This window comes from Armatimonadota bacterium, from assembly GCA_013314775.1.
Lineage (GTDB): Bacteria > Armatimonadota > Zipacnadia > Zipacnadales > JABUFB01 > JABUFB01.
The window spans coordinates 1,052,786-1,078,549 of record JABUFB010000008.1; the positions used below are offsets into that span (position 1 = coordinate 1,052,786).

Below are 25,764 nucleotides of genomic sequence, written 5' to 3' on the forward strand. Positions count from 1 at the left end.
CCGGATCGATCCCGTCAGCCTCCATCAGGCGCATCGCAAGGTCTGCAGCCCGCGCCCGGATCGAATCACAGTCCGCGGGCTGCAGGCCCGGATGCAAGACGCGCGCGCAAATGTGCCGGCTCTGGGGCCGTCATCAGCTTCGCTCGGGGACTGAGAAGTCTGGGTGACACTGCGTGCCATTGGGCCGGATCGCGCCCAGCCGCTGGTCGAGAGAGCGTAGAAGATCCGGTCATGCAGCGCGGCCTCATCTGACGCGGCCCGCGCCGCAAGCAGCAAAGCAAGCCCTGCCCGACCAGCCGGACGCTCGCCCGACCATGGATGGCCCGCGCTCAGGCCCTGGCAGTCGGCAGTGAGCCCCTGGGCTGTGACTCCTCCTTTGAAGGAGAAGCCCCGTTGACGGTGAATTATATATGAACACTGCCGCAACCCCGCGGGGAGACACTCCCCGTGCTCGTGGAGACTTGCCAATGTCCGGTGGCCGACTCGCCCCGGTGAAAGAGTACCTGCCCAAAGGAGAGGCCCGGGGACGAGTGCTCGTGGTCTCCGACCACAGGCCCCTGAATCTCGGCCATGCAGCGGTTCTGTGCGCCCATGGTTACGCTGTCTATACCGCGGTAACCTGCACGGACGTGCGCCGGATTTTCGAAACCTACCAGCCCGGAGACGTCGACTTGATTGTGTTCGCCTCGCTGGTCCACGGATGGCATCACATGGAAGGCGAGCGTCGTCCCGGCGGCATCCCGGAAACGACGGATGCCGAGTGGCAGACGAGGAATATGCGAGCGATCATCGACCTGGTCTCCCAGCGGCAGGAGCGGGTGCCGGAAGTGGTTATCGCCGCGGAACTGATTGACTACGGCTGGTACAGCATCACCGCCGAAGCCCTGGAGAGCGCGGGGATCCGGTACCACACCTACTCCGCCAAGGATCCTCGCGCAATCCTTGCGTTGCTAGGATAACCTGTTTGCCTGCCCCAAAGAGCACGGCGATGCCCTCGTCGTTGCACTCACGCGCAGGATGATCGTGCCCCCGTCTCCAGCGCGGAAAGGGCGTCGGATCAACCGGTACGAGATCTGGGAGCTCGGAGGAAGGAGATGTCAGGCAGAGCCCCAAGAAACCAGCGTGGGGGGGCCGCGGACAGTACCGCGCTGCAGGGGGACCGGCTTCTTTGCTCGGCATTCCACCATTCGCCCATCCCCTCGTGCATCCTGTCTTTCACGGGTGTTCTGATCACGGCCAACCGCGCCCTGTGCGACATGCTGGGTTGGCCGCCGTCTGACCTTCTCGCCCGGGATATTTCATCGCTAACCCACCCCGAAGACAGAGAGCCTCAGCTGCAACTTTTCAACGCACTGGCCGCGGGTACGTGCCGGACCGCCCGACTCAAGGCTCGGTATATCCATAGTACGGGGGTGGCCGTGGTGGCGGACGTTGTCCTTTCCGCTGTTCCCGGCCAGGATGGAGACCCTGCGGCCATCAGCGCCCAGTTCCTGGTGGATTCCGGAGCTCAGAGGGCCGTTCTGCCCAGGCTCTCACACTTGGACGACGCTGCATCGGACATTTTGCGATCAATGGACGAGGTGGCAATGCTTCTATCACCGGACCTCGTCATTCTCGCCGCAAGCCCCGGCCTTGCTGCAAGCCTGGGCAAGCCGGTGTCGGAGCTTGTCGGCACGCCAGCGCTATCGCATCTACCCGCTGACCTCGCCCGGAGTCGGGCAGCTCACCTTGAACAGGTTCTGGACACTGCAAAGGCTGCATCTTTCGAGGACTGCAACGGCGGACGCGTCTTTGCCAACACCGTGTATCCCGTCATCGACTCCAGCGGGAACGTCTGTCGCCTGGTCGCTTTCTGCCGGGATGTCACACGGGAGCGTGAGGTGGAGCGCGAAGCGCGCGAACGCGCTGCGATCCTCGACTCGATACTGAAAGCATCCCCCGTCGGCATGCTTCTGTCCCGCAACCGTATGCCGGTCTGGGTGAACGATGCGATGTCAGTGCTGACAGGCAGGTCCGTGGAGGAACACCTGCGCCTCGGGCCACGCTCGCTCTACGCGACCGAAGCGGAATACGAGCGGGTGGGGCAGGCGCTCTATGGAGACAACCCAGGCCTGGACGTGCGCGAGACACAGACCACCTGGGTCCGTGGAGACGGCTCGGTGATTCAGGTTCAGCTGCGGGCACGACCCTTGAGCGTGGAAACCGGTGACGAATCGTATATTGTCACCGCTTGGGACATTACTGACCGCTTGCGTTATGAGCAGGAGTTGCAGGCCAGCCTGGAACTGTACCGCGGCCTTTATCACGCAGTCCCCGGCGGCATCATCGTTTTTGACGCGGACGAGAACATCATCGACGCCAACGATCACGCGCTGGAGATCCTCGGGCTACAGCGCGGGGAGAACGGCAGGCGCGTGCCACCGGGCAGACAGTGGCGAGCGGTGCGGGAAGATGGTACGCCGTTCCCGGAGCAGCATTGGCCTGTCACTGCTACTCTGCGAACCGGTCGAAGGGTCACAGGTGCGGTCGTAGGGCTCTACCCGGCAGGCAGCGACGAGTGCGTCTGGCTTCTGGTCAACTGCGAGCCCAGACTGGACCCGTCTACCGGTAAGGTCGAGGGCGCCGTGGTGACATTGGTGGACATCACCCAGCGCAAACGCTCGGAGGCCGCTCTGCGGGAGAGCGAAGAGCGTTTCCGCCAGGCTTTCGAGAACGCTCCGGTTGGCGTCTGCCTGACCTCGGTGGATGGGACATTGCTCAGAGCGAATCGGGCATTCCGCGAAATGCTGGGATACGCGGGGAATGAGCTGGTGGGGGTAAATGTTGCGGCCCTCACCCACCCGGGCGATGTTTCCACAACGCGGGACTGGATCGGCAGCATACCTGAGTCGGGCCCATGGACAGTGCAGGTTGAGAAGCGGTACGTACACCGCGACGGGCATCCGGTCTATGCCAGAATCAACACGTCGCTTCTGAGGGATGCCGAGGGCCGTCCGCTGCACTTCATCACCCACGTCGTGGACACCACCGAAGCGAGACGTGCTGCTCTGGAACTGGATCAGAGCGAGACGCGGTTCCGGGAGATAACGGATCTGCTCCCCGACATGGTATTCGAACTCGATCCGGACCTGCGCATCACCTACATCAACAAGGCCGCCACGGACACGCTCTGGTACACGCAGGTGGATCTCGACGCGGGTCTTTCGGTGCGAGATGTAATGGATGAGGTTACCCTGCAGCGAGCAACCGAGGGCCTTGCCGACGCATCCGCCCGCGGGCGATCCCTCGTCGGCCTGTTTGAACTGCGACGCAAGGACGGCTGCTTGATCCCCACGGAAATCAATGCCATGCCCGTCACAGGACCGGACGGAGTCTTAGTGGGGTACCGCGGGGTAGCACGCGATATCCGCGAGAGACAGAAAGCTGAAGATGCCCAGCGGCTGGCCGCCGTCGGGCAACTGTCGGCGGGAGTGGCCCACGAGTTCAACAACCTCATGGCCTGCCTGATGCTCCAGGCGGAGCTTACCGCTGAAAACCCATGCGAAGAACGGTACCGGAAGCTGACCCAAATAGCGCTCAATGTCGCCAACCATGGAGGGGATATCTGCAGGAACCTCACCGCCTTCGCAAGGCCGGCGTCCCCTCACCGGCAACCCATACATATTGAGGAGGCCATAGAAGCCGGCCTGGCACTTGCCGCACAGCAGATCCAGACGTGTGAAGTCACCATTCGGCGCGACTTCCAGTCCGCCAACCGGCGAGTGTACGCGGACGCGGGGCAGATGGAGCAGGTAATGCTCAATCTCTTCGTCAACGCCTGTCACGCCATGCCGTCCGGTGGGGAGCTGACCGTGACCACCCGGTACGTGCCTAGCCCCGCCGGCGACGGAAATGTGGTCATCGCGGTGACCGACACGGGGACGGGCATTTCGCAAGAAGACTTGCCACGGGTCTTCGAGCCTTTCTTCACCACCAAGACGCGCCTGGGGGAGCCGGGCGTCTCAGGTAGCGGCCTGGGGCTCTCCGTCTCTCACGGGATTATCAAGGCTCACGGTGGAGAGATCCGGGTACGCAGCCAGCTCGGGGTCGGCACAACCTTCGAACTCGTGCTTCCCGTCCATCCCGCTGACTATCCGGCGGACACCCGATCCGGCCCCGAGTCAGCGCGGACAGTCCCTGCGCCGGCCGCCAGGTCCTCCCGGATCCTTGTTGCGGAAGACGGCACTGAACTGTCCAATCTCATCTACTCGATCCTTACCGATTTCGGCCACGAAGCCCATTGTTTCGCAACCACCGGAGAGATCATCTCAGCGCTCCACAGGGACACCTATGACCTTGTGATCACCGACATGCTTATGCCCGGCGGCGGCGGCGAGGAGATACTCACCTGCTTGAGCGCCCGGGAACCCCGACCGCCAGCGCTGGTCATCACTGGCGTCATGGACCTGGCATTGGAGCGAAGAGCCCTCGAACTTGGCGCGGAACGGGTCCTGCACAAGCCGTTCTCCTGCATGGCGCTGATCTGCGCGGTGGATGATCTCCTGTCCAGGGAGCAGGACCCAAAGGCCACATAGCGCCCGGGCCGATGCCCGACCCGGCCGGAATCCCCGGACGCGCGTCAGTTCACGGGGAAGAACTCCACCTTGTCGATACGAAGGTTCCGGTCCTCCGGCGGCGCCCATTCGTCATTAGTGAAAACCAGTCGCAGCTCGAAAACCCCCTCTGGCAGCTCGACGGGCAGTGAGTAGCTCCGCCAGCTTTCGCTTTTCAACTCAAACTCGCCGGCCGCTTCCCCGCCGATCTCCACGCGAATGATTGGGTAGATACCCTTGACCGGAGTTCCACTTGCCGTCAACCGCAACTGGTACCGTCCTGCTTGCGCGCAACGGACCGTCTTGGCGATCCAGCCCGATGAGCCCATGTACGCGGCCCCGGCCTCGCGTCGGAACCAGGATATTCCCGGCTGAGGCTCGAAAGTCTCCGCTTCGAACACTGTGGCGCCGGCCTGCTCGAACCGCGCGCCCAGTCCCGTCAACAGGCCCGAGATGTAGCGCGAGGCCTTGCGGCTCTCACGCTCAGTCTTCGCCCAGTTGATGTTATCCACGACCACTCTCCCGCCACCGCGCTCAATCACGGCCAGTGCACCCGGATTGGTGAGGATCGAGACGCCTTCGGACCCGTCATCAGCCGCAACCTTGAGGGCTTCCACAATCAGGTTGCGGTCCTCCGTGGCACTGTTGTAGTCATTCGTGAAACGGATCACTGCCCGATGTGTGCCGGCGGCCAGCTCGCCCGACACGGTATATGTGCGCATCCCACTGTCCTGGCAGGAGAATGCGCCCAGCACGCGCCCGTCAACACTCACGGTCCCTGTAGGATACACGCCCAGGGCCGGCGATCCACCGGCCACGACCCCGAGTATGTAGGCGCCGTCCGCAGGGATCTGGATGTCGACGGACGCTGTGCTCGACCCACTCGGGATGATCGCCTGACCATTGCGGATCGCGGTGTACGGTCCCTCCACCGTCATGGTCTCCGCCGGGTACTCGGTGGCCTGCTTGCCCTCCAGGGTCTTCGCAAACACGAAATCGGCCATGTCATCGGCCAGCGGCCGCGTCGCCCACGAGTGCGCGGCCCGGGATTCCCCAAGCCAGTAAAGGTCCTCGTTGGCGAGGAAGCTGGAAAGCGCATGGGCTCCCGGCTGCCTGACGACCCCGCCGCGATGGGGTACCAGCGCCAGGTCAGGGCTCCCCAGAAGTTCCGGGAGCAGCGCATCATCCGGCGCGACACCGTGAAGCAGTACGGTCCCGCCTCTCGCCAGCAATTCCCCGATCTTTTCCCGGCATGCTTCGAGCGCCTCCAGCGGCGGGCAGGCCACTAGCAGGTCCACGGCCGCCCAGTCAGCTTCTCCGGGTGCCTGAGTGATGTCTGCGTACTGCAGTCCGAGGCCATCGAGGTACTCGCGCATTTCCGCATCCGGCGCGAACAGGGCCGTGCGGCTCGCGGGTGCGGGCTTCACGGCGAGGTAGTCGAGGGCGTTCTGGAGAATCAGCCCGGCCGCGGGTTCCACGTCCAGACGCTCTACGAGCCGAAGCTGGCTCAGCACCAGTGCGCCGTCACCCAAGAAATACTCGCACAAGGGCGCATACGCAATGCCCTGCCGGCTGCCGGACACCACGACCGCCCGGGCCGCGCCGCCCTCCGGACGGGCAGGCTCAGCGAGACTCACATAGTTGTCTGGACGCCACCATTTCAGGTCATTGGGTTTCACGCCCCTAAGCAGGGGGTGTTCAGGCACCTGTGGGAAGGTCATGGTCGAGACCCTTTCCGTGGTTAGCGCGGGAAGGACCCCTTGCGTGTAGCCGGGCTGTTCGAGCACCAGCGCTTTGCCGCCGGCGCGCACGAAGTCGGTCAGCCCCCTTGCCCCGGTCTCCAGGCCGATAACCGGCTCCTGCTCAGTCATGCCACTGAGCGCCCCGGCTCCCACGACCACCGCCTGCAGACCGTCCGGGATCGCGTCCAGGTCGGCCACCGGGGGAAGGTTCACCCCATATTTCTCCAAAGCCGCAGCCGTCTTGCCGCCGGGGTCAAACAACCCGGCGCGCGTTCCCTCCGGCGCCGTAAGCCTGAGCGGCGGGAATACCGACACCGGGTGGCTATCCTCGAAGACCGTCTCTCCTCCCCGCGATATGCGCACTCGCAGGGTCATCTCTGTGCGCGTGTCCACAGTGGGCAGATTCACTGAAAGCCGGACCTCGCGCCGCTCGCCCGGCTTCATCTGCAGCGTCATCTCGCCACACACTGTCTCCTGCTCACCGTCCACCAACGCCCAGTTCAGGGCAAGTTCTGAGTCGCTGAGCACGTCGTTGTATACGTCCGCAGTGCGGGTGATTTGCTCGCCGGAGTAGAAATTGTGGTCGTACTCGCGGATGTACGCCGCAATGTGCTGCATGGCGTACTTCTGCGCCGCGTACATGGCATTGGTGTCTTCGTTGAGCGGACCACCTTCCACCATGGTCCACGGCGAGATCCCGCCCACTTCATAGTAGCGATACGCCTGGATCGCCATCCGCCATGAATCGCCCTTGGCCTTGACCCGGTAGCGGTCGTAGTCGAGATAGGCGTCATCTCCGTAGAAGACCGTGTGCCAGGATGGGTCGGAGGAGGGGACCCAGAGGAACTCACCCACATACACCGGCTTGCTCCGATCCCACAGCCAGGGATCCTCACCGTTGGTGAACATCCAGCTGATACTCTTCGGGGTGTCCATCCAGTAGGCGGTGTTGGGCCAGTCGGTGTGCTCAGGATACTCATGCGGGTAGTGAATACCGATGACGTCCGCCACGCCGCCCGGATCGCCGTCGGATTCGTAGAAGATGGGCCGCGTCGGATCCCACTGCTTCATGAGCTCACCCAGCCGCACAAGCTGCGCTTTGGCCGGCGACTTGTCGTTGATCCGGGAGCCATAGAACTCATTCTCCAGGCTGTACATGACCACTGAGGGCTTGTTCTTGTCCCGATCCACCATGGCCTTGAGATGCGTGGCGTAGTTGTCCCAGAACCGCTGGTCATCCAGGCGGTAGACCTCGTCGTCGTTCCATACAGCGCCTTCCGGTATCATCATCAGGCCCATTTCATCCGCAGTCTCATACCAGATCTCGGACCAAGGCTGTGTGTGAGTGCGGAAGATCACGCAGTTGGCATTCTTGATCTGTCGGATGCGCTCCTGGATGTACTCCTTCGGCCTCGACAACTCCGGCCACCACGAAGTCGCCAGCAGGTTCACACGCTTGCCGTTGAGGATGAAGTGGCTGCCTTCCACCCAGAACTCCCGGAAGCCGAAGCGGGTGCGCAGGTCATCCACCACCGCGTCGTCCTGAGTCATCACCGTCCGCAGGAAGTACAGATAGGGGTCCTCATGCGACCAGAACCGGGGTTCGGGCCAGGGCGCTTCGAGAACGGCCGTCGCTTCGCCCTGAGCGGGTACAGTAACAGCCTGAGCGGGCAACTCCAGCGCCTGTTGCCCAGCGTCCTCCACACTCGCCCCCAGCTGCAGGTTGGCCTCGCGATCAGTGAGATTTGCCAGCGTATACTCGACCCGCAGCCGCATGTTCCGCACCGAAGGCTTGATGAAGAGGTCCTTCACATACACCGCCGGGTGCGCGCGAAGCTCCACGTCATCCCATGGGCCGAAGTTGCTCACCAGGCCCCCGATGGGTGCGAGCACCCGGTCGCGGGGCAGATCACGCGGGTCTGTCGGGCGCGTCTGCATCACAGAGAAATCGACATCATTGGCGCTGAACACTCCAGTCCAATCGTGGCAGGCAAGGTCCAGGCGGTTGGTCTCCCCCACTCTCGCAGCGGCAGTGATATCCACGTCGAAGGGGTCGTACCCTCCGAAATGCCCGCCGACTTCCTGCCCGTTGATGTACACAGTGCTGTTGAACTTCACGCCCCCGAAGTGAACCGTGAGGCGCCGCCCGGTCATGGACTGCGGGACCGTGAACTCACGGCGGAACCATGCCCGCTGGTAGTCCACCCCACTGATGGTTCCCGGGACCTCGATCGGCAACCAACCCTCCTCCGGCGGGGTGGTGAGTTCCGCAACCCGCACATACTGCCAAGCGCCGTTCAGGCTTATCTCCTGCCGGGGCTGACACCAGGCTATGCCGGACGCGATGATCATCATAAGGAACAGACAGTTGCGAAGCGCCATCGTGGATCACTCCAGTCGTCTCCCGCAGCTGGGTCTCGTCCTAACCAGATTCGCCGCCACGAACGCGAATGCCTGCCAGTTTCGCGGCAGGTGCATGCAGCGCCGACGAAGCGAACTATCGGGTCCCTTCGTCATTCCTCGCAGGCGGCACTCCATGAGAAGGCCCCGGCGCTGCCTACAGTCTGGCCGGCCCTGATCCCCGCTACCAACGCAGTGTGAGAGCCATCCCCGCGCAAGATGGACGTGACCCGAAACGGGGAGGCGATCCCGGTGAGCCGCCGGCTTCCGGCGCCTGGTACCCCATAGCTGTTTCGTAACGTTACGGTGGCGGCTTGCAACTGGACACCAACGCCCAGACGGTGATCGCCCGCGGCGGCGGTCTTCTCAGCAGGTTCGGCACGGGTGATTACCTGCCCACCAACCGGTCTTGCATTGCGCAGCACGGCTACGGGAACGCCACACAATTCTCACCGGGGAGCCCGGTGAAATCGGGGGGATTGCCGGGATTGACCAGGGCTTTCCAGACTGCGAGGCCGTCGCAGCGAGAAGACCGCGGCCGAGGTCGCCGTCATCTACCGCGTGGTAATCAAGCCCGGTGTACGCGAGGACTCCCACAACGTTCACGCCCGGATCGAGGATAGGGACGTGCGCCGGGAGGACTCCAGGACCATGTGATCGCCGACCATCGTCAGCGATGCCGGAGTGCGCTGGACCGGTGCGCCCGAGAAACGGTCCAACTTCCTGAAGCCCGCCGGCCCGAAGGGTGAACTCTCCCCCGCCGAGCGTGGTCAGTCCAAGTGCGCCCTGGTCATACCCGAAGACCCGGGGGCATCGTGCGGAGGGGCACGAGCGCTGGCACTGGCTCACCTGCTGCCCGGCGCAAGCCGGTACACGCGGATGGTCGGCCCGATTCTTTGCCCGCCTCGCGGCTCAAAGGAGTTGAGCAGCCGTATTCCGCGCTCTGTTTCGCCTCGCGCGACGCGCTCCAGAATGATGTAGAAGCGGCGGAACTCGGGGAACGCCGCGGTGCGTGGGTCGTACCGAGGGAGTTCGTCAGCGCTCTGGTGCTCCAGGTACATATCGTAGACCGTGGACGAAGTCACGATGTACTGCGCGCCCTGCTCGCGAACATGATCCAGAGAAAGCGTCCGGCTGGCCTCGCGACGGGCATACTCGCTGCGTTTGAGCCGGGCGATCGCCGGCCCGGGCCAGCTCTCCGGGAAAACGGGTTCGGGAAGTGTCTGTCTCAAGGGCAAGAGCCTGTAGACCGGCTTGCCCTTCAAGATACGGCTGACGGTTTCCCTGTGTTGCGTCGGTATCTCCCCGCGGGACAGATAATCCTCCACACGCTCCATTGGAAGCAGCGCCGGGTAGCCCTCGGGCGAAGTCGGACCGGCGATGACTGCACCCGGGGGGATATTCGCCTCGATCCACGCCCGAGAGAGTTCGCGCGTGTCGGGCAGGAGGAGAGAAAGGGAGTCGCGACCGTACACCACAACAGTCCACAGGACCAGGCCCGCGACTGCAACCGCCGCTGCGCGAGCAAAGATGGGCCTGTGAGTTCGCAGATGTCGGAGGCCGACCACGACGGCGTCGGCGGCCATTACCGCCAGAGCCGGGTACAAGAACAGGTAAAAGCGCATGTGGACCATGCGCCAGCGACCGATGTAGGCCAGCGCGAGGAGCACTCCGACGACCATGAGCAGTCGGGCCGGTGTGCGGCGAAAGATGCACCCGATGAGACCCACCCCGAACAGGAGGGCAATGCCGTGCTCCGAGCGCAGGCACACGCCCAGATGCGACAGCCAGGGGATGAAGCTGGCCGGATCCACCGCACCCGAATAGGCCAGCAGCTTGTAGTCGCGCTCGTATACCAGCACGGAATGCAAGAACTTGTGGGGTTCCAGCAGCACCTGGAATGAGGTGACACTGAAGGCGGCGACGCCAAGCAAGAGCGCCTGGAGCAGATAGGACCACCGGGCTTGCGGGCTACGCTCGCCAGGACGGAGGCGATGCCACAGGTGTACCCCGACTCCCAGCACCCCCAGCATTCCCGCATTGTACTTCGCGGCCGTGGCAAGGCCGGTGAACAACCCCGCCAGCAGGTAGTTCCGCCGCGAGGGGTTGTCTGCCGCGTTTGCCAGAAACACCCACGCCAGAGCCGCCAGCGTCGTCATCGTGGCGTCCGGCACCGCTTCGTGACAGTAGTCATTGAACGTCGGGGTCAGGGCCAGCAGAGTCGCCGCAAGCAGCCCCACGGTGCGGTCGGCCACACTTCGCCCAAGCCAGTATGTGGCCACGATAGCCGCCAATCCCACCACCAGGCTGAGACCGTTGGCAACCGGCATGAATACGCGCCAGTCGATGAGGTTCGCGTACAACTCAGGCCACGTCCAGGCGCCCGAAGCCACCTGCAACGCGCAAAAGGCCACGACGGTCGCCGCCAGGAGGTTCGCCTGCAGCATTGGGTAGGCGACGAACTTTGAGTTTAGAGCCGTGTCGCGCAAGTAGTGCAGGACATTGTCAACGACCCATGGCCCTGCGTGCCACGTGGGGTTCGCAAAACCCGGCAGCGTCAGGGCCGTCGCGATGAACATGACAGCCCCGAGCACCCAGACATCACGGTTACGGGCAATGGCCGCGCGGCTGGCGCTCATGGGTGCATCTCATCCCCTCCGATGCGCGGGAAGTCCGCACGCCTCAGCGAAGGTGCAAGTTGCCACACGATGAGCGCCAAGACAGGCGCCAGTACGGGGTGATATATGCGGGTCTCTGCGATGTATGCGAAGGGGACCGCCAGTACGAGCAGAGGCAGGACGGTGCTGGCGCATAACCTCAGCAATCGCGGGGCCGAGTTCAGGCGCCACAGTGCAATGGGCCACAGGCCCCCGGCAACCAGCAGCAGATTCCTGCGATACCCCGGGGTGCGGATGAGGGCCCAGGGATGACGGAACAGGGAATGGAGATTGAGGGCCAGCTGATTCGGATGGCCCCAGGACTTCCCGTAGTATTGCCCCAGTGCCGCGAGAATGCCCAGTGCCAGGGCGGCCCCCGCGACTGCGGTGACCACGGCCACCCGCCTGTCTCCCCGGGCCCACTGCACCAGAACCCAGGGCCACAGCAGGAGCGCGCCAGTCTCCTTATTGAGCACCGCTAGAGCAAGCAGGGCAAGCATCGCTGTCAGATCCCCAGGCCGCCGCAACAGCAGGACGTATCCCCCGGTGCACAGCGCCAGTTCCGCGAATTCGCTGCAGTACCAGTAATGGAAGGTCGAGGGCAGCACCGCGGCGGCCGCGAACAGCCCCAGAAATGCCCCGTCCCGGATGAACCAGACACCAAACCACAGCCACAGGACCCACAGCGCGGCGACAAGCGAAACGAATTGCATGATGTGGGCGCAAGTGGAGATGGAGATACCAGTGGCGATGCTGAGGGCCAGCGCCAGCAGGGGAACAAGCAGGCGGAACTGGAAGGTGGAGGACAGGTTCCCCTGGAGAATCCGCTCCACCTCGCCGCCCGGATTGGGTTCGACGAGATGGATGTAGGAACCGTAGAGGACCACGGACAGAGCAAATATGGTGACGCCGGTGACCAGCGCCTCGACCCTGAAGACCCGACGGAGGGCGAACCAAACCACACCAACCAGGGCCGCCGCCGCCAGCGATCGCGCAAGGTTGAGCACGTCCTGATAGTCCATGCTCGTCCGTCCGCTCTCGGCGCTATTGCTCCAGAATCGACAGCTCAGCGAAACTGGCCAGGCACGCCAGGATGTCTTCGCGCGCTTCGGCCTCGGAGACCTCATAGAGGGCGACGGCTTCGGCGACGATGTCCTCCACGTCGTGCTCACCGTCGCAGCGGTCCCACACGAAGCGCGCTGTCTCGTTGAGCACATGGACGGCCTTGCCACTCGCGTCGTAGATCATCCACTCATCGGCTACCTGGCGTCCCAGCAGGTCCTTGCGACGAACTGGCTTGTCCATTATGGCCTCCGATCTTCGTCGGTCGCGGGACGCGCCGATGGCAGTATCCCCAGTCGCCACGCCCTGTGTACTACACGCAACGGGTAGCCGAAGCGCGGCCAGAGCGCCGCCTCCACGCGCGAGAGCAGGGCCACGAGACGCGAGATGGGCGGGCGCCAGTGGATGGGTGTGGTCAGGCGCCCCTCGCGCACGATTCCTGTGACGCGGCCGACAATGCTCTCCGGTGGCGAAGTCTCGTCCGAGTGGAAGCAGCGGTCACCTTTGGTGACGACAGACCCGTCCTCCATCCGGGCGACGACCCGGTGGGCGACGAACTCACCTTTCAGCCGCACCAGGGCTACGTCGCCGATCCGCAATGCACCTGGGGAAGGGTCCACCAAGCACTCACAGCTTCCAGCGAGACAGCCTCCCATGCTTGCGCCCTCCACCCGCAACAGGAAGGGTTCGCCACTCCGGGCATGGATGGCGACCAATGCGGAGGCATACTCACTACGCGGGTCCGAACTGTCAACGTCGTCTTGAGCCATGTGACGCACACCCGGTGTATTCCAGCAGTAAGCGCGCGGTCTCCATGGGCGGTCCGGCCACCAGATTGGCGCATTCGATGCCGTCCAGGATCGCACCCCACCGCCATATGAGCGCCAGGGCGTCGCGCCCGGTGGCGAAGCAGTCTGCTTCGACCAGGTGTCCCGCCATCATCCCCGCTTTGGCGGGAGAGAAAGACGGCATGGGCCCGAAATCCACGATACGCACGACGTGCGTGAGCCGGGTCTCGCTCCCCAGGGCGTCCCCGCGAACGTCCTCGGGATGAACATAGTAGCGCGTCTCCCCGCGCAGATCAACGATTGTGGACCTGGGCAGCGATGCAAATTCCGGCTCGGCTTCCAGGGTGCCCTTCCGCAGGCGAGTCGCCCTGGCGAAGGGCAGTATAATGCCGAGGTCGAGATCAACCGCGCTCAGGTCGTCAGACATGAACTGCATGCCCGCGATGGTCGCGGCAACGCTCAGCGTGGTCTTCCCACCCTTCGTCGGGGCCAGGATGAGCACGCCGACTGCATCGCGAACCACGGCGCCGGCATGCACCAGTCGGACAGAAGGCTGCTCGCGAAGCAGGTGGTCCAGTACACGCCTCTGGAAATGGATTGCGAGCAGTTCCAGGGCCGTCTCATCGTTCAGGTCAGCCCCCGGGTCTTCGGCTCCGAAGGTGCCCGCGTCCACAACCGTCTCGGCATCGACCCGGGTGAGATGGAACAGGGAACCGTTGTCGGGTGAACGGCTGGCCAGATACCCGGCGCGCGGCGTCCAGAACGCCGCCTCGATCCCCTCGGCGGGGCGGTAATGGCACAGAAACTGGATTCGCTGCCCGGTCTGGTCTGGCGCGAAAATGCGACTTGCGTAGGTGTCTCTGAGTATTTGATGGATGCGAGGGGAATTTGTGGCAAGGATGATTTGCCGCCCAAGAAGCGTCAAAGCGAGCTGATGCGGGCAGTCTTCCAGCGGAGGGCGTTCCATGGTTAAAGGGACAGATCGGGTTGGGGTGGGCGCAATCACGATACCACGAAACCGCGCGCAGCGGACAAGCGGCATTCGCGGCCGGTCAGGAATCAGGAAGAATGGGCGCGGCCCGCGCATTTGCCTGCACGGGCCGCACACGTTACCCCAGCAACGACACTGGGAAACACGAACTGCTTACTATTGGTCGAGGTGGCCGTCTTCGTGGGTCTGTGCCTTGGCCGCGAGCTTAGCGAGAAGCTCCTTCTCTTTGTAGGACTTTACCACCGGCTTGCTCCACTTCATCACGGTTTCTCCCTTTTTCCCAAGGTACTGGCCCAACCGCGCAAACTACATACTACCATTGTAGCCATTGGACGACGCCGGGTCAAGCTGAATCTGCCTGTTTCTCGGGCACAGGCGACTGACTCCGGAAGGGAAGCCAGACCGCACCCCCTGCCTGCGCAACCATGGCGCCGTCTCGGAAGACCTCCAGGCGCCCGTCGCGCAGACGCAAGAGGTCCGAAACCATTAGCTCTCCGGTGTGATAGGCCGCTTCGGAGACACGCAGACAGTCTCCTGTCCGCCTTTCTCGCCAGGCGACCACGTATGGAAGGGCATGCGCAACATCCGTCTCGAGACATGTCAGGGTCTCCCGAGCAAGTTCGGGCGCATGCTTCTCAAGAGCTGAAAGCGTGCCGGTCGCGACGGCAAGGGATCCCTCGCAGTCCCAGCGACATGGGAAGTGGCTGATCAGTGCGTAGCCGAAATGCCGGCAAGCATAGTTGATCAAAGGATCATAACGTCCCGACGGGGGCCAGCCAACGGCAGCCACAAGGTCCGCCCCATCGGGCAGGTGCCGTCGCTCAGTGCAGTCGAGGAAAAAGCTTACGCAGCAGTCGGGATACCCTAGAAGGCGCCCAAATCGCACGGGATCTGCGCCGTCAAACAAGCGAGCCAGGTGCACAGCCACCGGTTCAGCGCCGATGTACGCATGCACCGAGGACGCGGCAGTCGTCTCGTCATCGCGGGCCAGACGGTGCCCGTGTACTGTCCCAGCCACAGGCGCCTGGGGTATTACACGGTACTCCGAGACCCCGCCGGTCAGCCCCAGCGCCTGCACGAGGTCCATGAGATCCGCCACACACCCTTGGTGCAGGAGAACGCGCATGACTGGTTTGGCGCCCTCCAGGACGGCGAGGAGTTCGGTCAGACCTCGCCGGCCCAGCAAGGCCCGCGCTACCCCCAGTTGCTCCTCGGTCATTTCCTGTCACCCTCACGGCCGGGACGCTGCGCAGCTGCTGCAAGGGCCGCGTCAACCTTGCGAGCGAGCCGAGTGAACACGTCCTTGTAGGCCTCGCAAAGGTAGTCCACACCACCTGGGCAACCGCTGGCCTGAATGCGGTGGTAGGTGCAACCGCCGTGGCAGTAGTCCCACCAATCACACTCGCCGCAGGCCGCATCGCCGTCGGCCCGAGCCCGCCAGAAGGCCTCGGCAACCGGCGAATTCAGGATGTCCACGAGATCGTCGCTGAGAATATTCCCAAAATGAAACCGAGGCTCCAGACTCATCTCGCAGCATGGCGATACGGTCCCGTCGGGCTCGAAGCCGGGAAAGTTGGCGCACGACCCACCCAGGGCACAAGTCTGGGGTGAGTACCCCAACAGGGCTCGCATGACGTCATCGATGATGCCGATTTGCGCGCCACCGCCGTCGCATGCCCACGCGTCGAAGAGGTCTTCGATGTACTGGCCGAAGCACGAAACGGTCTCGGGCGCGCGGCACGGGTTCGCGCGCCACTTTCGGATTCCGAGCCGGGTCATCAGCCTGAAGAGATCACCGGGAGCCGCAGCCGGCGGGCATGTGACCACGGCAATCGCTGACACCTGGACGCCTTCCTCCTGCACTGCGGCGATGCCCTCCAGCAATCGCGCTATCGAGCCGCGTCCAGCGGAGTCCACGCGATTGGCATCATGCACTTCCGGCGGGCCATCGATGCTGACTCCCACCCGGAACCCATTCTCCGCGAAGAACCGGCCCCACTCGCGGTTCAGCAGCGTCCCGTTGCTTTGTACGGAATTGCTGATCTGCTGCCCGGGCCTGCGGTACTTCGTTTGCAGCGCCACCGCGAGACGGAAGAAATCGATACCCGCCAGAAGGGGTTCGCCGCCATGAAAGGAGAAGCTGGCCTTGCCGGGGGAAAGAGCCATGACCTGGGAGATGATGCGTTCGAGCAACTCCTCGCTCATACGTTGCACAGGCTGTTCGGGCCTGTTGAAGCAGTACTTGCAACGCAGGTTGCAGCTGTCGCCCACAGGCTTGATCAGCGCGCTCAGGCAACGCTGGTCAGGCGAATCCAGCAGGCCGGCGGTGAAGACACGGGCCAGCCGGTCAGACTGTTCCTGGATGATGCGCAGTGCAGCGCTGGCCACCGCCCGGTCAGAGGGGGAAGTCGTCTCATCCCGGGGTGCAGTGAGGGCAAACGTCCGTCTCTCGCTGGCTGTAAGCATGGCGAAGGGAACTCTGGCCGGCATTTGTGTTTTTCCTGATGCGGCACAGGCAGTATAATCGACCCTCGTTGGCCGCCGCAACGTCGCGTGGGTGGGATGTAATGGTTGATGAGGGTACTGCGCCCCCTCGAAGATCTGGTCCCTTTGGCCGAGGAGCGCCTGCTGGTCGAGGCCGTCGGGGTGGTTGCGGGCGGCCTGAGCGACCTCCCGGCCGCGAGCAGCGCGTCTGATTGGGAGAGGGTTGCCGAACTGGCGCGCGCACATCGCGTGGGCGCAGTAGTCGCGCATGCGCTGGCCCGGACAGACTGTCGCGTGCCATCCTCGGCCTCGGAGCTCCTGGGCGGTGTCGCGAGGGAGGAGTTCGCAGCGACGCTGATCTCCCGTGGCCAGCTCGGGGCCATCACGGCGGCACTCTCGGATGCCAGTGTGCCGGCCATGCTTCTCAAGGGCGCGGCGCTGGATCAGGTCGCATACCCGGCTGACCTGCCCCGCACCATGTCTGACCTCGACCTTTTGGTACCCGAAGATAGGCTGCCGGAAGCGGTCACGGTGGCTCGAAGTCTGGGCTATCGGGACCTTGAGGAGTCCGCCGATCCCCGCGATGCGTACCACGTCACGCTCGCGTGCGAGGGCCGGATCGTGGAGCTTCACTGGCGCATCACCGCGCGCGGCCCGTTCCGTTTCCCCCCCGAACGAATCTGGATGCGGAGACTGGATGCGCCTGCCGTAAGCCCGGGCGTCGTGACCCCATGCCTGGTGGACCTCTTCGTTCTCGGGGCTTTCCACTACGTGTTCCAGAACAGGTTCTATAACGGCCTGCAGTCTCTGCTGGACCTCGCGCTGCTCGCGGGACGAGCTGCAGAGCAGGAGACCGGCGAGGAACTGGTCGCCACTGCTCGTGAGACGAACTCGTCCGGAGCGGTGTACTGGGCAATGTGCATGCTGCACGACTGGTTGGGGATGGATGTGGGCGATGGCACCCGCAAGCTTCGCCCGGCCGGTTTCGTGCATAACCGGGCGGCCCAACTGCTTGAGGAGACCTTCGCGGATGCGCTGTCGCATATGGGCGGGCGCCCCGGATCGGCGACGGGGCTGGACCGGGTGCTGTGGCGCCTGGCATGCACCAGTTCGGAGAGCCCGGTTACCGCGCTATCGGCGGTTGCTACCGAAGTTTTCCGAGCACCAAGGGGCGGCGAGGGAGGTCAGCGGCTGACAACCCCGCTGAGCCGAGCTCTATTTCTGTTGCGCCCGAGTCGCTGGTGGAAGGCCTGGCGCGCCCTGCGCGGCGACAGGAGGGTTTGACTACCGGACGTCCAGCTGGTCCGCAGCGCGGGACCGGTGCCTGTGCGCGGCGGCTTCCCGCGGGGCCCCGTCCGCTGGACGACGCCGACACCCCGCGGCTATCTGCAGACCGGCCGCCGCTGATCGACTACTCCTCTCACGCCACCCCTTCGCCTTCCAATCGCCCGTAAGGCGTACCGGCCTCCCCTCGCTTGCGTGGAAGCTCCGGGTATGGCAGTTCCCGCAGAGCATGTCAGTTACTGCCCCGCCCTGGGCACAGGAAAATGGTGGCCACGATGCCCGTGAGAATACCGGACGCTACCGGGCACCCTGGGGTGCAGGCCTGACCTCGACCATGCACAACTCCCGCGCGGGCAGCGTGAAGGACGCCTGCGCCCTGGCGCCTTCGACGCGGAACGTCACGGTCTCCAGCGAATGCTCCTCGCCCGCTCTCCGAACACTCAGGCGATACTCGCCGGGACCAAGCAGATAGAACTCGGCCGCCATCGGACGCGGCGTCTCGCCGAAGTGGAACAGCTCGGCGGAGAAATGGTCCGAGCCCGCGCCTGTGACCAGCGCCGCGATCTCGCGGGGCTTCGTAAGCCAGCGGACGGCGTTCATCTGGAAGTATCCGAGCGCCCCCGGGTCGCCAGTGGCTGTGGAGTACAGAAGGTCTGGAGCCGGCTGATGCACCTCGAAGTTGGGCTCCGCAAGCTTGATCTTGCCGGTGAAGACCGCCGGGAAACGCAGCACGCGATCAGTCCAGCGCACTTCGCTGGTGTAGCGCGGGAAATTGTACGCGAAGGCCTTTGCGTTGCTTGCCAGAGCGGCTTCCAGCGGCTTGCGGTCGCCTGTCAGCAGGAACCCCTGGTACGCCGACCCGCCGCCGGCGAGAAGTCCGTCGAACTGCGGATCCCCGGTGACCGCCCGGTACTTCGCCATAGTTCCGCCGATGAACCCCATACGAGAGGCGCACCAGTTGCGCGTGCCCGGATCGCCCGCCGGCCTGCCGTTTTCCAGGTATTCCAGGCGGATGCGGGCCATGGAGCGGATCGGTTCCAGGTACTTCTCATCGTCGGTCATATGGTAGGTGAGCAGCATAGCATCCATGAAAGCCCCCATGCTGCTGGGCCACTCGTAGAGGGTCGGCTCATTGTGGTTGCGCGGATCCCACCAGTTGGGTGAGAGCCCACCGACAGTACCCTCGGGCCAGTGCAACGCCGCCGGGATGATCCCTGCCGGTTTCCCGTTCTCCTCCCGGGCCGTGGCGTCCACCCAGGTGTTCATCCAGTCTGAGAAGAGCGCCGTGAGTTGCGGGTCGCCGGTGCGCTGCCAGTACAGCAGGGCAGGCTGGATCGCCCGCACGTGGTAGGGCGTGTCGCAGGCCTTCTGCGGGTCCTCATGCACCCTGTCGACGGTGAAGTAGGTGCTCTTGAACTGCAGGAAGCCACGCTCATTGCGCCCGGTCCACAGGTCCCGCATCAGTTCCGCGAGTCGCAAGGCCCGGGCGCGCCAGATTTCATCATCCGGCGCGAGGTGCATCATCGGCAGGACCGTGTCGGTGGAATCCTCTGCCGAGTGCTCCACGTCCGTCATCTTCGTCATGAAGCCGCCCTTCATGTAGTCTTGGCTCATGACCGCGTTCGAGAATTTGGCCTGGGCGCTGGTGATCTTCTGGTCCTCGAAGGCGATCATCACCGGGACCCACCACCGCCACATCTCGCAATCATCGCCCCAGCCCCCGCCGAAAGAGCCGTCTTCTTGCTGGCGATTGTCGATCCACCACTCTACGATGTCTGCGATGGACTCCAGACCCGCGCGCTGGTCTACTGCCCACTGTGGGGCGCCCTCAACCACAGGCCATGTCTTCTCCCACGGGATGCCTTCGCCGAGGTACATCCGGGCGATGCGGTTCTCGGGAAACGCCGCATGGTACTTCTGGAAGAACTCCCGGGCCGTTGCGAACCACTCGGCGCGCTTGTCGTAGTAGCTCCAGATATTCCCGCTCTGGATGGTGGCGGCGAACACTCCGCGGCCTCGATAGATGTAGGTCAGGGGGTACAAGGGCGACTCCGGCTCGATACCGAAGTCGTAGTCCCGAGACTTGTAGATCGGCCCGGCAAAAAAGGACAGGTTCTTGCCGTCCACCCACTTCTCGATGAAGGACACTATCTTGGGCAGGTCCTCCTTGAGGGCGGCATCCAGATCCGGGTTCTGCTGGAGTTCCCTGAGAATCGCGAGGCGAACGGCGTCATCATCCGCGTTCCCGGCGCGCAGAATGGCGTCGCGAGTGGCATCATCGAGGGCGAAGGACGCGGTGGGAGACACCAGGACTGCCACGGTAATCCCAACGAAGCAACAGAAGCGCATGGCTCGAACCTCCTGGAAGCATGGTAGGGACTGGCCTCAGGCGCTGCCGGCATCGGTCCGCCCGCTATCAGAGTGGCTGCACAGGAACGGTACCACGTATACCGAGATGGTACAAGCCTGCCGACAGTTGGTTGCCGGGGGTGATGCAAGAGTGCGTTCCCCGAAAAGAGGTGAATCCGGTCGAGACGGGGCCCCGTCTCCTTCACCGACTGCAGCCGGCGATGAAGAGGGGCCGCTGTGCTTGCTGTACAGCCGCGCAGCGTTCTCATCGTTTCCGTCGCCTCCGTTGGGGGCTCAAGCGATTTGAACTGCACCCATTCCACCGGTTCCGTTCCGCTTCGCTCCACTCCTATCGGCTGCCGCCCGACTCGCGGGCTGTGAGGCCAAAGGACCGCCGGTGAGGTTCCCACGAACACCTGCGCACGCAGGGGGGTGCACAACTACGTCCCGACGGACGTGCGAAAGCGGCGGACTTCCTCGCCGCGCGGAGCAATCAGTCCGGCTTCGGGGACATTGTGGCTCAGGTCTACCTTTTCGACGAATGGCAGAAGGCCTTCTCCCGCGCAGAGCGCAATTCGGGCATTCTGCGCGTGGCGCGTGCTCCGCAAACCGGCACCCGAATGCGATCAGGGCGCGGGTAACCCCGCGCCCTGATCGTTCGCATGCATGCGCGTTACAACGGTTCCCTGCGTTTCCTCCGAATGGCGATCCCGATCCCCGCAAGCCCGAAGAGCACCAGCGACAGCGTGCCCGGTTCCGGGATGTCATTACGGACAGTCACCTGGAAGGGGCTGCCGGCCTGACCGGCGAGCTCGTCGAAGTCGTCCTCAGTGATCAGGATATTGCTCAGGGTCAGGGAGTACGTGTCCGGGGCTGTGCCGAGAGGCACGCCCAGCACCCACTTTTCGATGGTGTACGTACCCGGAACAAGAGCGTTGCTGTCCGCCCGACCCGTGGCCTGGTGGAAGTCGGCTGCTCCTGGATCGCCGTCGGGATAGAGAGCAGCATCCACCGTGAACGGGTAACCGACTGCGGTCTGGCGCGGCGTTGCCTGGTCAAAGAACGACGCGTCCGCGGTCCAGCCGTAACTGCCGTAGTCGCGGCTGACCAGCAACCAGTCGGTGGTCGGAAGGACAACATCGTACTGTACCGCCAGCACGTCCGTGTCACTGATCATCCGCACCAGTATCTCCAGGGTGTCCCCGTCGAACATGGTCGCGGAACCGTGACCAGCCAGGGTCTCCATCTGGAAGACCGTTGCGGCATGGACGCCTGCGGCCGTCGAAAGCGATAGAGCTAACACCAACGGCACGAACCACTTCATGCTCAGACTCCCTCCTCCAGTTCGCAATGCGTGAACTGGGGACGCTCGCCCACTGTATGGTCGGCCGGACACCACCTCCCACTCGCAGGTCGGGGCGCTGCCGCGTCGCCTACCTGTGCACGGACAGGGCGCAGGTCCTCGACGCCTGCCGGCCATCCTCCGAGCGCACCGTGAGCTTCACGAAATAGGTGCCCGAAGGGACCCGCGTGCCTGCAGTGCTCACCCCGTCCCAGACCACGCGATTGACGCCGGCAGGAAGCACCGCATCGCTGCTCAAGCGCCGAATCACCCGACCCGCGATGTTCAGAATGTCCACGTCCACCGCTGCCTGCTCGCCGAGAGTGAAGGCAATCTCGGCGCCTCCCGCGCCCCGGGGCACCGCGGACAGACTCGTAACCTGCCCGCCGCCGACGATCCGCGGGACGAACTCAAGGCCGAGTTCCCGCACGCCGGCTGTTGATGGCGTGTACGTGTACCCGGTCCGGGTGCGCATGTAGACCCGCTTCCCGGTTACCGTGTCCACCAGGTACGGTGTCAGGGTGACCGGAACTTGGGTGAGATCAGGCCAGGAGACGGTGACAGGCAGTCCGGCGGAGCCGCTGTGTACGGCGATCCGCCATTTGTAGCCGCTCGCACCTGACGCCTGCAGGGAAAGTGCCTCCCCGGGCGTGCCCGGATCGCTCAACGATTGCGACTTCACGACGAGATCCACGCCAGGGCCGAAGGGCGGGTGCGGCTCCGACGCGCCCAGTCCCCGGGCAGCGGCGCCGATGACCGTGCAGCGGTCCGCGTAGTCCCCCGCCGAAGCAACCAGTCGCACTTGCCAGTCCGCGGCTTCCTGTTCGACGCTTCCCGCGCCCGCGACCCCGGACTCCACATGACTTGATTCCGCGGATATAAGGAGCTCGCACGGCACGCGAGCGCACACGAAGTAACCTTGCCAGGGCTCCAGCATTGCCCCTGAATTGGCCGCCAGCCGGGTGTTTCCGCCGTCCTCATACCCGTAGGCTACCGCGTAGATCCAGTTCCTTTCGACCCCACCCGATAGCGGCAGCCATTCGCCGGAATGCAGCACCTGGATGTTCCGGTCAGACCATTCCACTGCATGGGCGAAGGGGCACCCGATGATGTTCCAACCCTTTTCGAGATGGACGACCTCATCAGGCGGAGACGACGCGCTTCGCGGCGGACACTGGAGAGATCCACCCCGGCGGGAGTAGAGCCAGTAGCCGCGACCCGTCTCGGTCCCCGATGACGAGACTGCCAGCGCGCCGCCGGCATCGACCGTGAACAACTCCCAGTCAGCGCCACGCGTGCCCAGTCCGGAGGCGATGGTGTCGAGAGCCGCCGATCCTACGTCCCCTGGTATAGCGATGCGCGACCAGCCAGGCGAGACCACGAACGATGGCGGAGCGTTGCTGACCAAAGCCGAAGAGGCTGTGATATCCGGTGCGGAGTGGTTCATGTTCGCCTGGACCAGGTACATCTCGGTGATAGTGATGAGCCCGTTCTGGTTCAGGTCGTAGTGGCAGTTGGCCGCTGTCACCGCCTTGTTCAGCATGCTCTGCATGAGGTACATGTCGGTTATGGTCACACGCGAACTGTGGTTGACATCGCCCACGCAGCATTTCAGGATGCGGTCGCGATCACCCGTGAGCGCAAGACCGTTGTCGCGGCCGGTAATCGTCTCCGAAAGAGTGATCTCGAAGGTGTCATCGTCGGGGAGTGCGGGGCTGAAGTCGATGAACAGCGTATGCGCGTCGGTGCTCAGGGTAGTCGCCGAAACTCTCGCGGAAATATCCCCAGCCTTGGAGGCGACAACCATAAGATCAGCAGGCGTCACGGGAGCCAGTGGGTCGGTGAATACCACGGCCAGCCTGGACACGCGCCCGGTGCGGGTCTCCACGTAGCCGTCGGTGCAGGTTGTGGCGATCTCCCCAACGCCGCCGCCGTGGGTGGCCACCACTGTCCATTCCACGACTTCAGGTGGGGTGCTATCGTCGGACTCAACGGTGAAACCGTCTGTGAGGGTCCCCCACTGTCCGTCCGGGTTGGTGACCGTGATGTCCCAAGTGCCCGGCGTGACCCCGTTCAGGTCCAGGGTGCAGGTGATTTGCGTGAAGTTCACTACACTGACCCCGGTCGCGATGACGTCGGTCTCACCCGACTTCTCAAGCTTCACCGTCGCGCCACTCTGGAAGCCCATGCCTTCGAGGTCGGTAATTGCGACGGAACCAGAATTCGGGGCCGAACTGGGCGTACTGGATATCACCCGCGGATTGTCGATGTTCACGATGACCCGGGGTGTGTCGCAGCTTGTGAGAACCTCGACGTCCTCAATCGTCTTGGTCTGGCTGAAATACGTGGCGCTGATATCGTACAGACCGGGATCGATGTTGGCGATACGATACATGCCGTCGGAGCGGGTAGTTGCCCCCGGCGCATATCCTCCGGCGACCGGCGTTGCTTTGACCACCGCATTCTGCACCGCCGTCCCATAGTACGTGACCTGGCCGGTGATCGCCCCCACAGCGGACGCCCGGTTGTCATTCTCGAGAAGGGTCTGCGCCGCGTTGATTCGCCCCCAACCCCAATAGGGATGCCAGCCCGGAACGAGCCCGACATCATCGCAGCCGCGCTGAATCGCTCGGAAGATCCGGATCAGACCACCTGGTGTTGACTGGGTGATGCCCTGTGAGGCCGCATATAGGCTGGCAAGACCGGAGACGAAGGGGCAGGCGAGAGAGGTGCCCGTCTGGTACTGGTACCGCGCGTTGCCCTCGGGCAATCCTGCGTAATGCATGGGCACGAGTTCGGTGGGCATCGTAGTCCAGGTAAGCCAGAAGGCGAGGGTGTCCATGTCCACGTCGCCGCCCGGGGCAGCAACATCCACATAGTCACCGTAATTCGAGTAGGAGGCCGGGGCGTCGTAAGGCCAACTGGTGGAAGCAACGCCCATCACCCCGGCACAGGCAGCTGGGTAAGTGGGCCTGTTCATGGAGTCGCCCTCGTTGCCTGCGGCGGCGACCACCAACGCCCCGTGTTCCCAGGCGTAGTTCACTGCGTCTTGCTCAAGCTGGGAGTAATAGATGTCACCGGCACTGATGTTGATGATCACCGCGCCATGGTCGACCGCCCAGATGATCGACTCGGCCAGGTCCGATTCGGTACCGTATCCCGTGTTGTCAAAGCACTTGATGGGCAGGATCTGGCAATGATAGGCCAGGCCGGCGATGCCGCTGGATGGAGCAGTGCCGCCGTTATTTGTGGAGGCGCCAATTACGCCTGCGACAGCGGTTCCGTGGCCATAGTCATCAGCGAAATCCGTGGGGGAGTACCCGCCCAGCACGTTGGTGCCGTTGGCGATGTCAATCTGCCCACCCAGCGCCGCATCGGGGCTTGATCCCCCCAGGTTGATGAAGTCCGGGTGGGCGATGCTGTCAGTCCCGCCGTAGTCGATGCCGGTGTCAATCACCGCGACCTTGGGAGGATTGGCGGGCTTTGTCGCGGCGGTATAGTAGGTGCTGGGGTAGATGTTCCAGGCGCCGAGAGCGTCGATGACATGCATGCCCCACTGGTACCAGGTGGCGTCGGATGGATCCCACACGGCAATGGAACTGTCCAGGTTATTGTACGCGGGGTCGTTGGGAGCAGCAAGAAGCACGCGGCGGGTGTAGTTGGGTTCAGCGAAGCGGACTTCGGGGCGCCGCCGGATGTTCTCCAGCACAGAGTCCATGTCCGAAGCAGAGCGGAGACGCATGACGTGAGCATTCACCCGCGGTACCGCTCTACTGCGCGTCATCCGGTACCGGGAGGCAAGACGGGCCACAGCGGGGGACGAAGCAGTGTCGCGCAGCCCCACCACGATCTCACCCGGCACGTATGGAGGGCCGGCCACTCTGACTGGTTTTCCGCGTTGAGCGTCTGAAACTGGGATTAATAGGATTGCGAGACAGCCTAACAGCACAGCGCGAAGCGCCACTGCCATGCCCACTCACCTGCTCATTCCCTGTGCCCCCACAACTAGAGTCGAACTGTTGTCCGTCAGCCTCACTTTCTCCCTTTATTATCAACTTACCTTCTTTCTATGC

At 63.9% G+C, this 25,764-nt stretch carries 14 protein-coding genes; 3 read left to right on the forward strand and 11 right to left on the reverse strand.

Translation table 11 applies throughout. The annotated features are described in order from the left end of the window. Nucleotides 1-467 precede the first annotated feature (467 nt). Nucleotides 468-959, forward strand: a complete 492-nt coding sequence (locus HPY44_11175; protein NSW56569.1) for a hypothetical protein — start codon at nt 468-470, stop codon at nt 957-959. A gap of 135 nt (nt 960-1,094) precedes the next feature. Then, entirely contained in the window at nt 1,095-4,574 is a 3,480-nt protein-coding gene (locus HPY44_11180) for a PAS domain S-box protein (protein NSW56570.1), read from the forward strand. Between the two features lie 44 nt (nt 4,575-4,618). Here HPY44_11180 and HPY44_11185 read toward each other — a convergent pair whose 3' ends face one another. The 8 genes from HPY44_11185 to HPY44_11220 all read right to left on the reverse strand — a co-directional run bounded on the left by HPY44_11185 (nt 4,619) and on the right by HPY44_11220 (nt 16,722). Beyond that, entirely contained in the window at nt 4,619-8,716 is a 4,098-nt protein-coding gene (locus HPY44_11185) for a hypothetical protein (protein NSW56571.1), read from the reverse strand. 863 nt (nt 8,717-9,579) lie between these two features. Then, on the reverse strand, nt 9,580-11,373 hold the full coding sequence (locus tag HPY44_11190) for a glycosyltransferase family 39 protein (protein ID NSW56572.1): 1,794 nt from the start codon (nt 11,371-11,373) through the stop codon (nt 9,580-9,582). After that, nucleotides 11,370-12,413, reverse strand: a complete 1,044-nt coding sequence (locus tag HPY44_11195) for a hypothetical protein (GenBank protein ID NSW56573.1) — start codon at nt 12,411-12,413, stop codon at nt 11,370-11,372. Before HPY44_11195 ends, HPY44_11190 begins: the two co-directional genes overlap by 4 nt. Before the next feature lie 22 nt (nt 12,414-12,435). After that, nucleotides 12,436-12,696, reverse strand: a complete 261-nt coding sequence (locus tag HPY44_11200) for a PqqD family protein (GenBank protein NSW56574.1) — start codon at nt 12,694-12,696, stop codon at nt 12,436-12,438. Beyond that, nucleotides 12,696-13,223, reverse strand: a complete 528-nt coding sequence (locus tag HPY44_11205) for a S24/S26 family peptidase (GenBank protein ID NSW56575.1) — start codon at nt 13,221-13,223, stop codon at nt 12,696-12,698. Before HPY44_11205 ends, HPY44_11200 begins: the two co-directional genes overlap by 1 nt. Continuing rightward, nucleotides 13,204-14,208 carry a hypothetical protein gene (locus HPY44_11210; GenBank protein ID NSW56576.1) on the reverse strand — a complete coding sequence of 335 codons (1,005 nt, stop codon included), beginning with the start codon at nt 14,206-14,208 and terminating at the stop codon, nt 13,204-13,206. The genes HPY44_11205 and HPY44_11210 overlap by 20 nt, the downstream gene beginning before the upstream one ends. A 367-nt stretch (nt 14,209-14,575) precedes the next feature. After that, on the reverse strand, nt 14,576-15,451 hold the full coding sequence (locus tag HPY44_11215; GenBank protein NSW56577.1) for a hypothetical protein: 876 nt from the start codon (nt 15,449-15,451) through the stop codon (nt 14,576-14,578). Then, entirely contained in the window at nt 15,448-16,722 is a 1,275-nt protein-coding gene (locus HPY44_11220) for a radical SAM protein (protein ID NSW56578.1), read from the reverse strand. The genes HPY44_11215 and HPY44_11220 overlap by 4 nt, the downstream gene beginning before the upstream one ends. Before the next feature lie 84 nt (nt 16,723-16,806). Here HPY44_11220 and HPY44_11225 point away from each other — a divergent pair, with 84 nt between their 5' ends. Continuing rightward, nucleotides 16,807-18,000, forward strand: coding sequence for a nucleotidyltransferase family protein (locus HPY44_11225; protein NSW56579.1), 1,194 nt, complete (start codon nt 16,807-16,809; stop codon nt 17,998-18,000). A 297-nt stretch (nt 18,001-18,297) separates the two neighbouring features. On the opposite strand, the gene HPY44_11230 is transcribed toward HPY44_11225, so the two are convergent. The 3 genes from HPY44_11230 to HPY44_11240 all read right to left on the reverse strand — a co-directional run bounded on the left by HPY44_11230 (nt 18,298) and on the right by HPY44_11240 (nt 25,433). Beyond that, nucleotides 18,298-20,349, reverse strand: coding sequence for a hypothetical protein (locus tag HPY44_11230; protein ID NSW56580.1), 2,052 nt, complete (start codon nt 20,347-20,349; stop codon nt 18,298-18,300). Between the two features lie 673 nt (nt 20,350-21,022). After that, nucleotides 21,023-21,673 carry a PEP-CTERM sorting domain-containing protein gene (locus HPY44_11235; GenBank protein NSW56581.1) on the reverse strand — a complete coding sequence of 217 codons (651 nt, stop codon included), beginning with the start codon at nt 21,671-21,673 and terminating at the stop codon, nt 21,023-21,025. A 109-nt stretch (nt 21,674-21,782) separates the two neighbouring features. After that, nucleotides 21,783-25,433, reverse strand: coding sequence for a S8 family serine peptidase (locus HPY44_11240; protein ID NSW56582.1), 3,651 nt, complete (start codon nt 25,431-25,433; stop codon nt 21,783-21,785). Between the last annotated feature and the right edge of the window lie 331 nt (nt 25,434-25,764).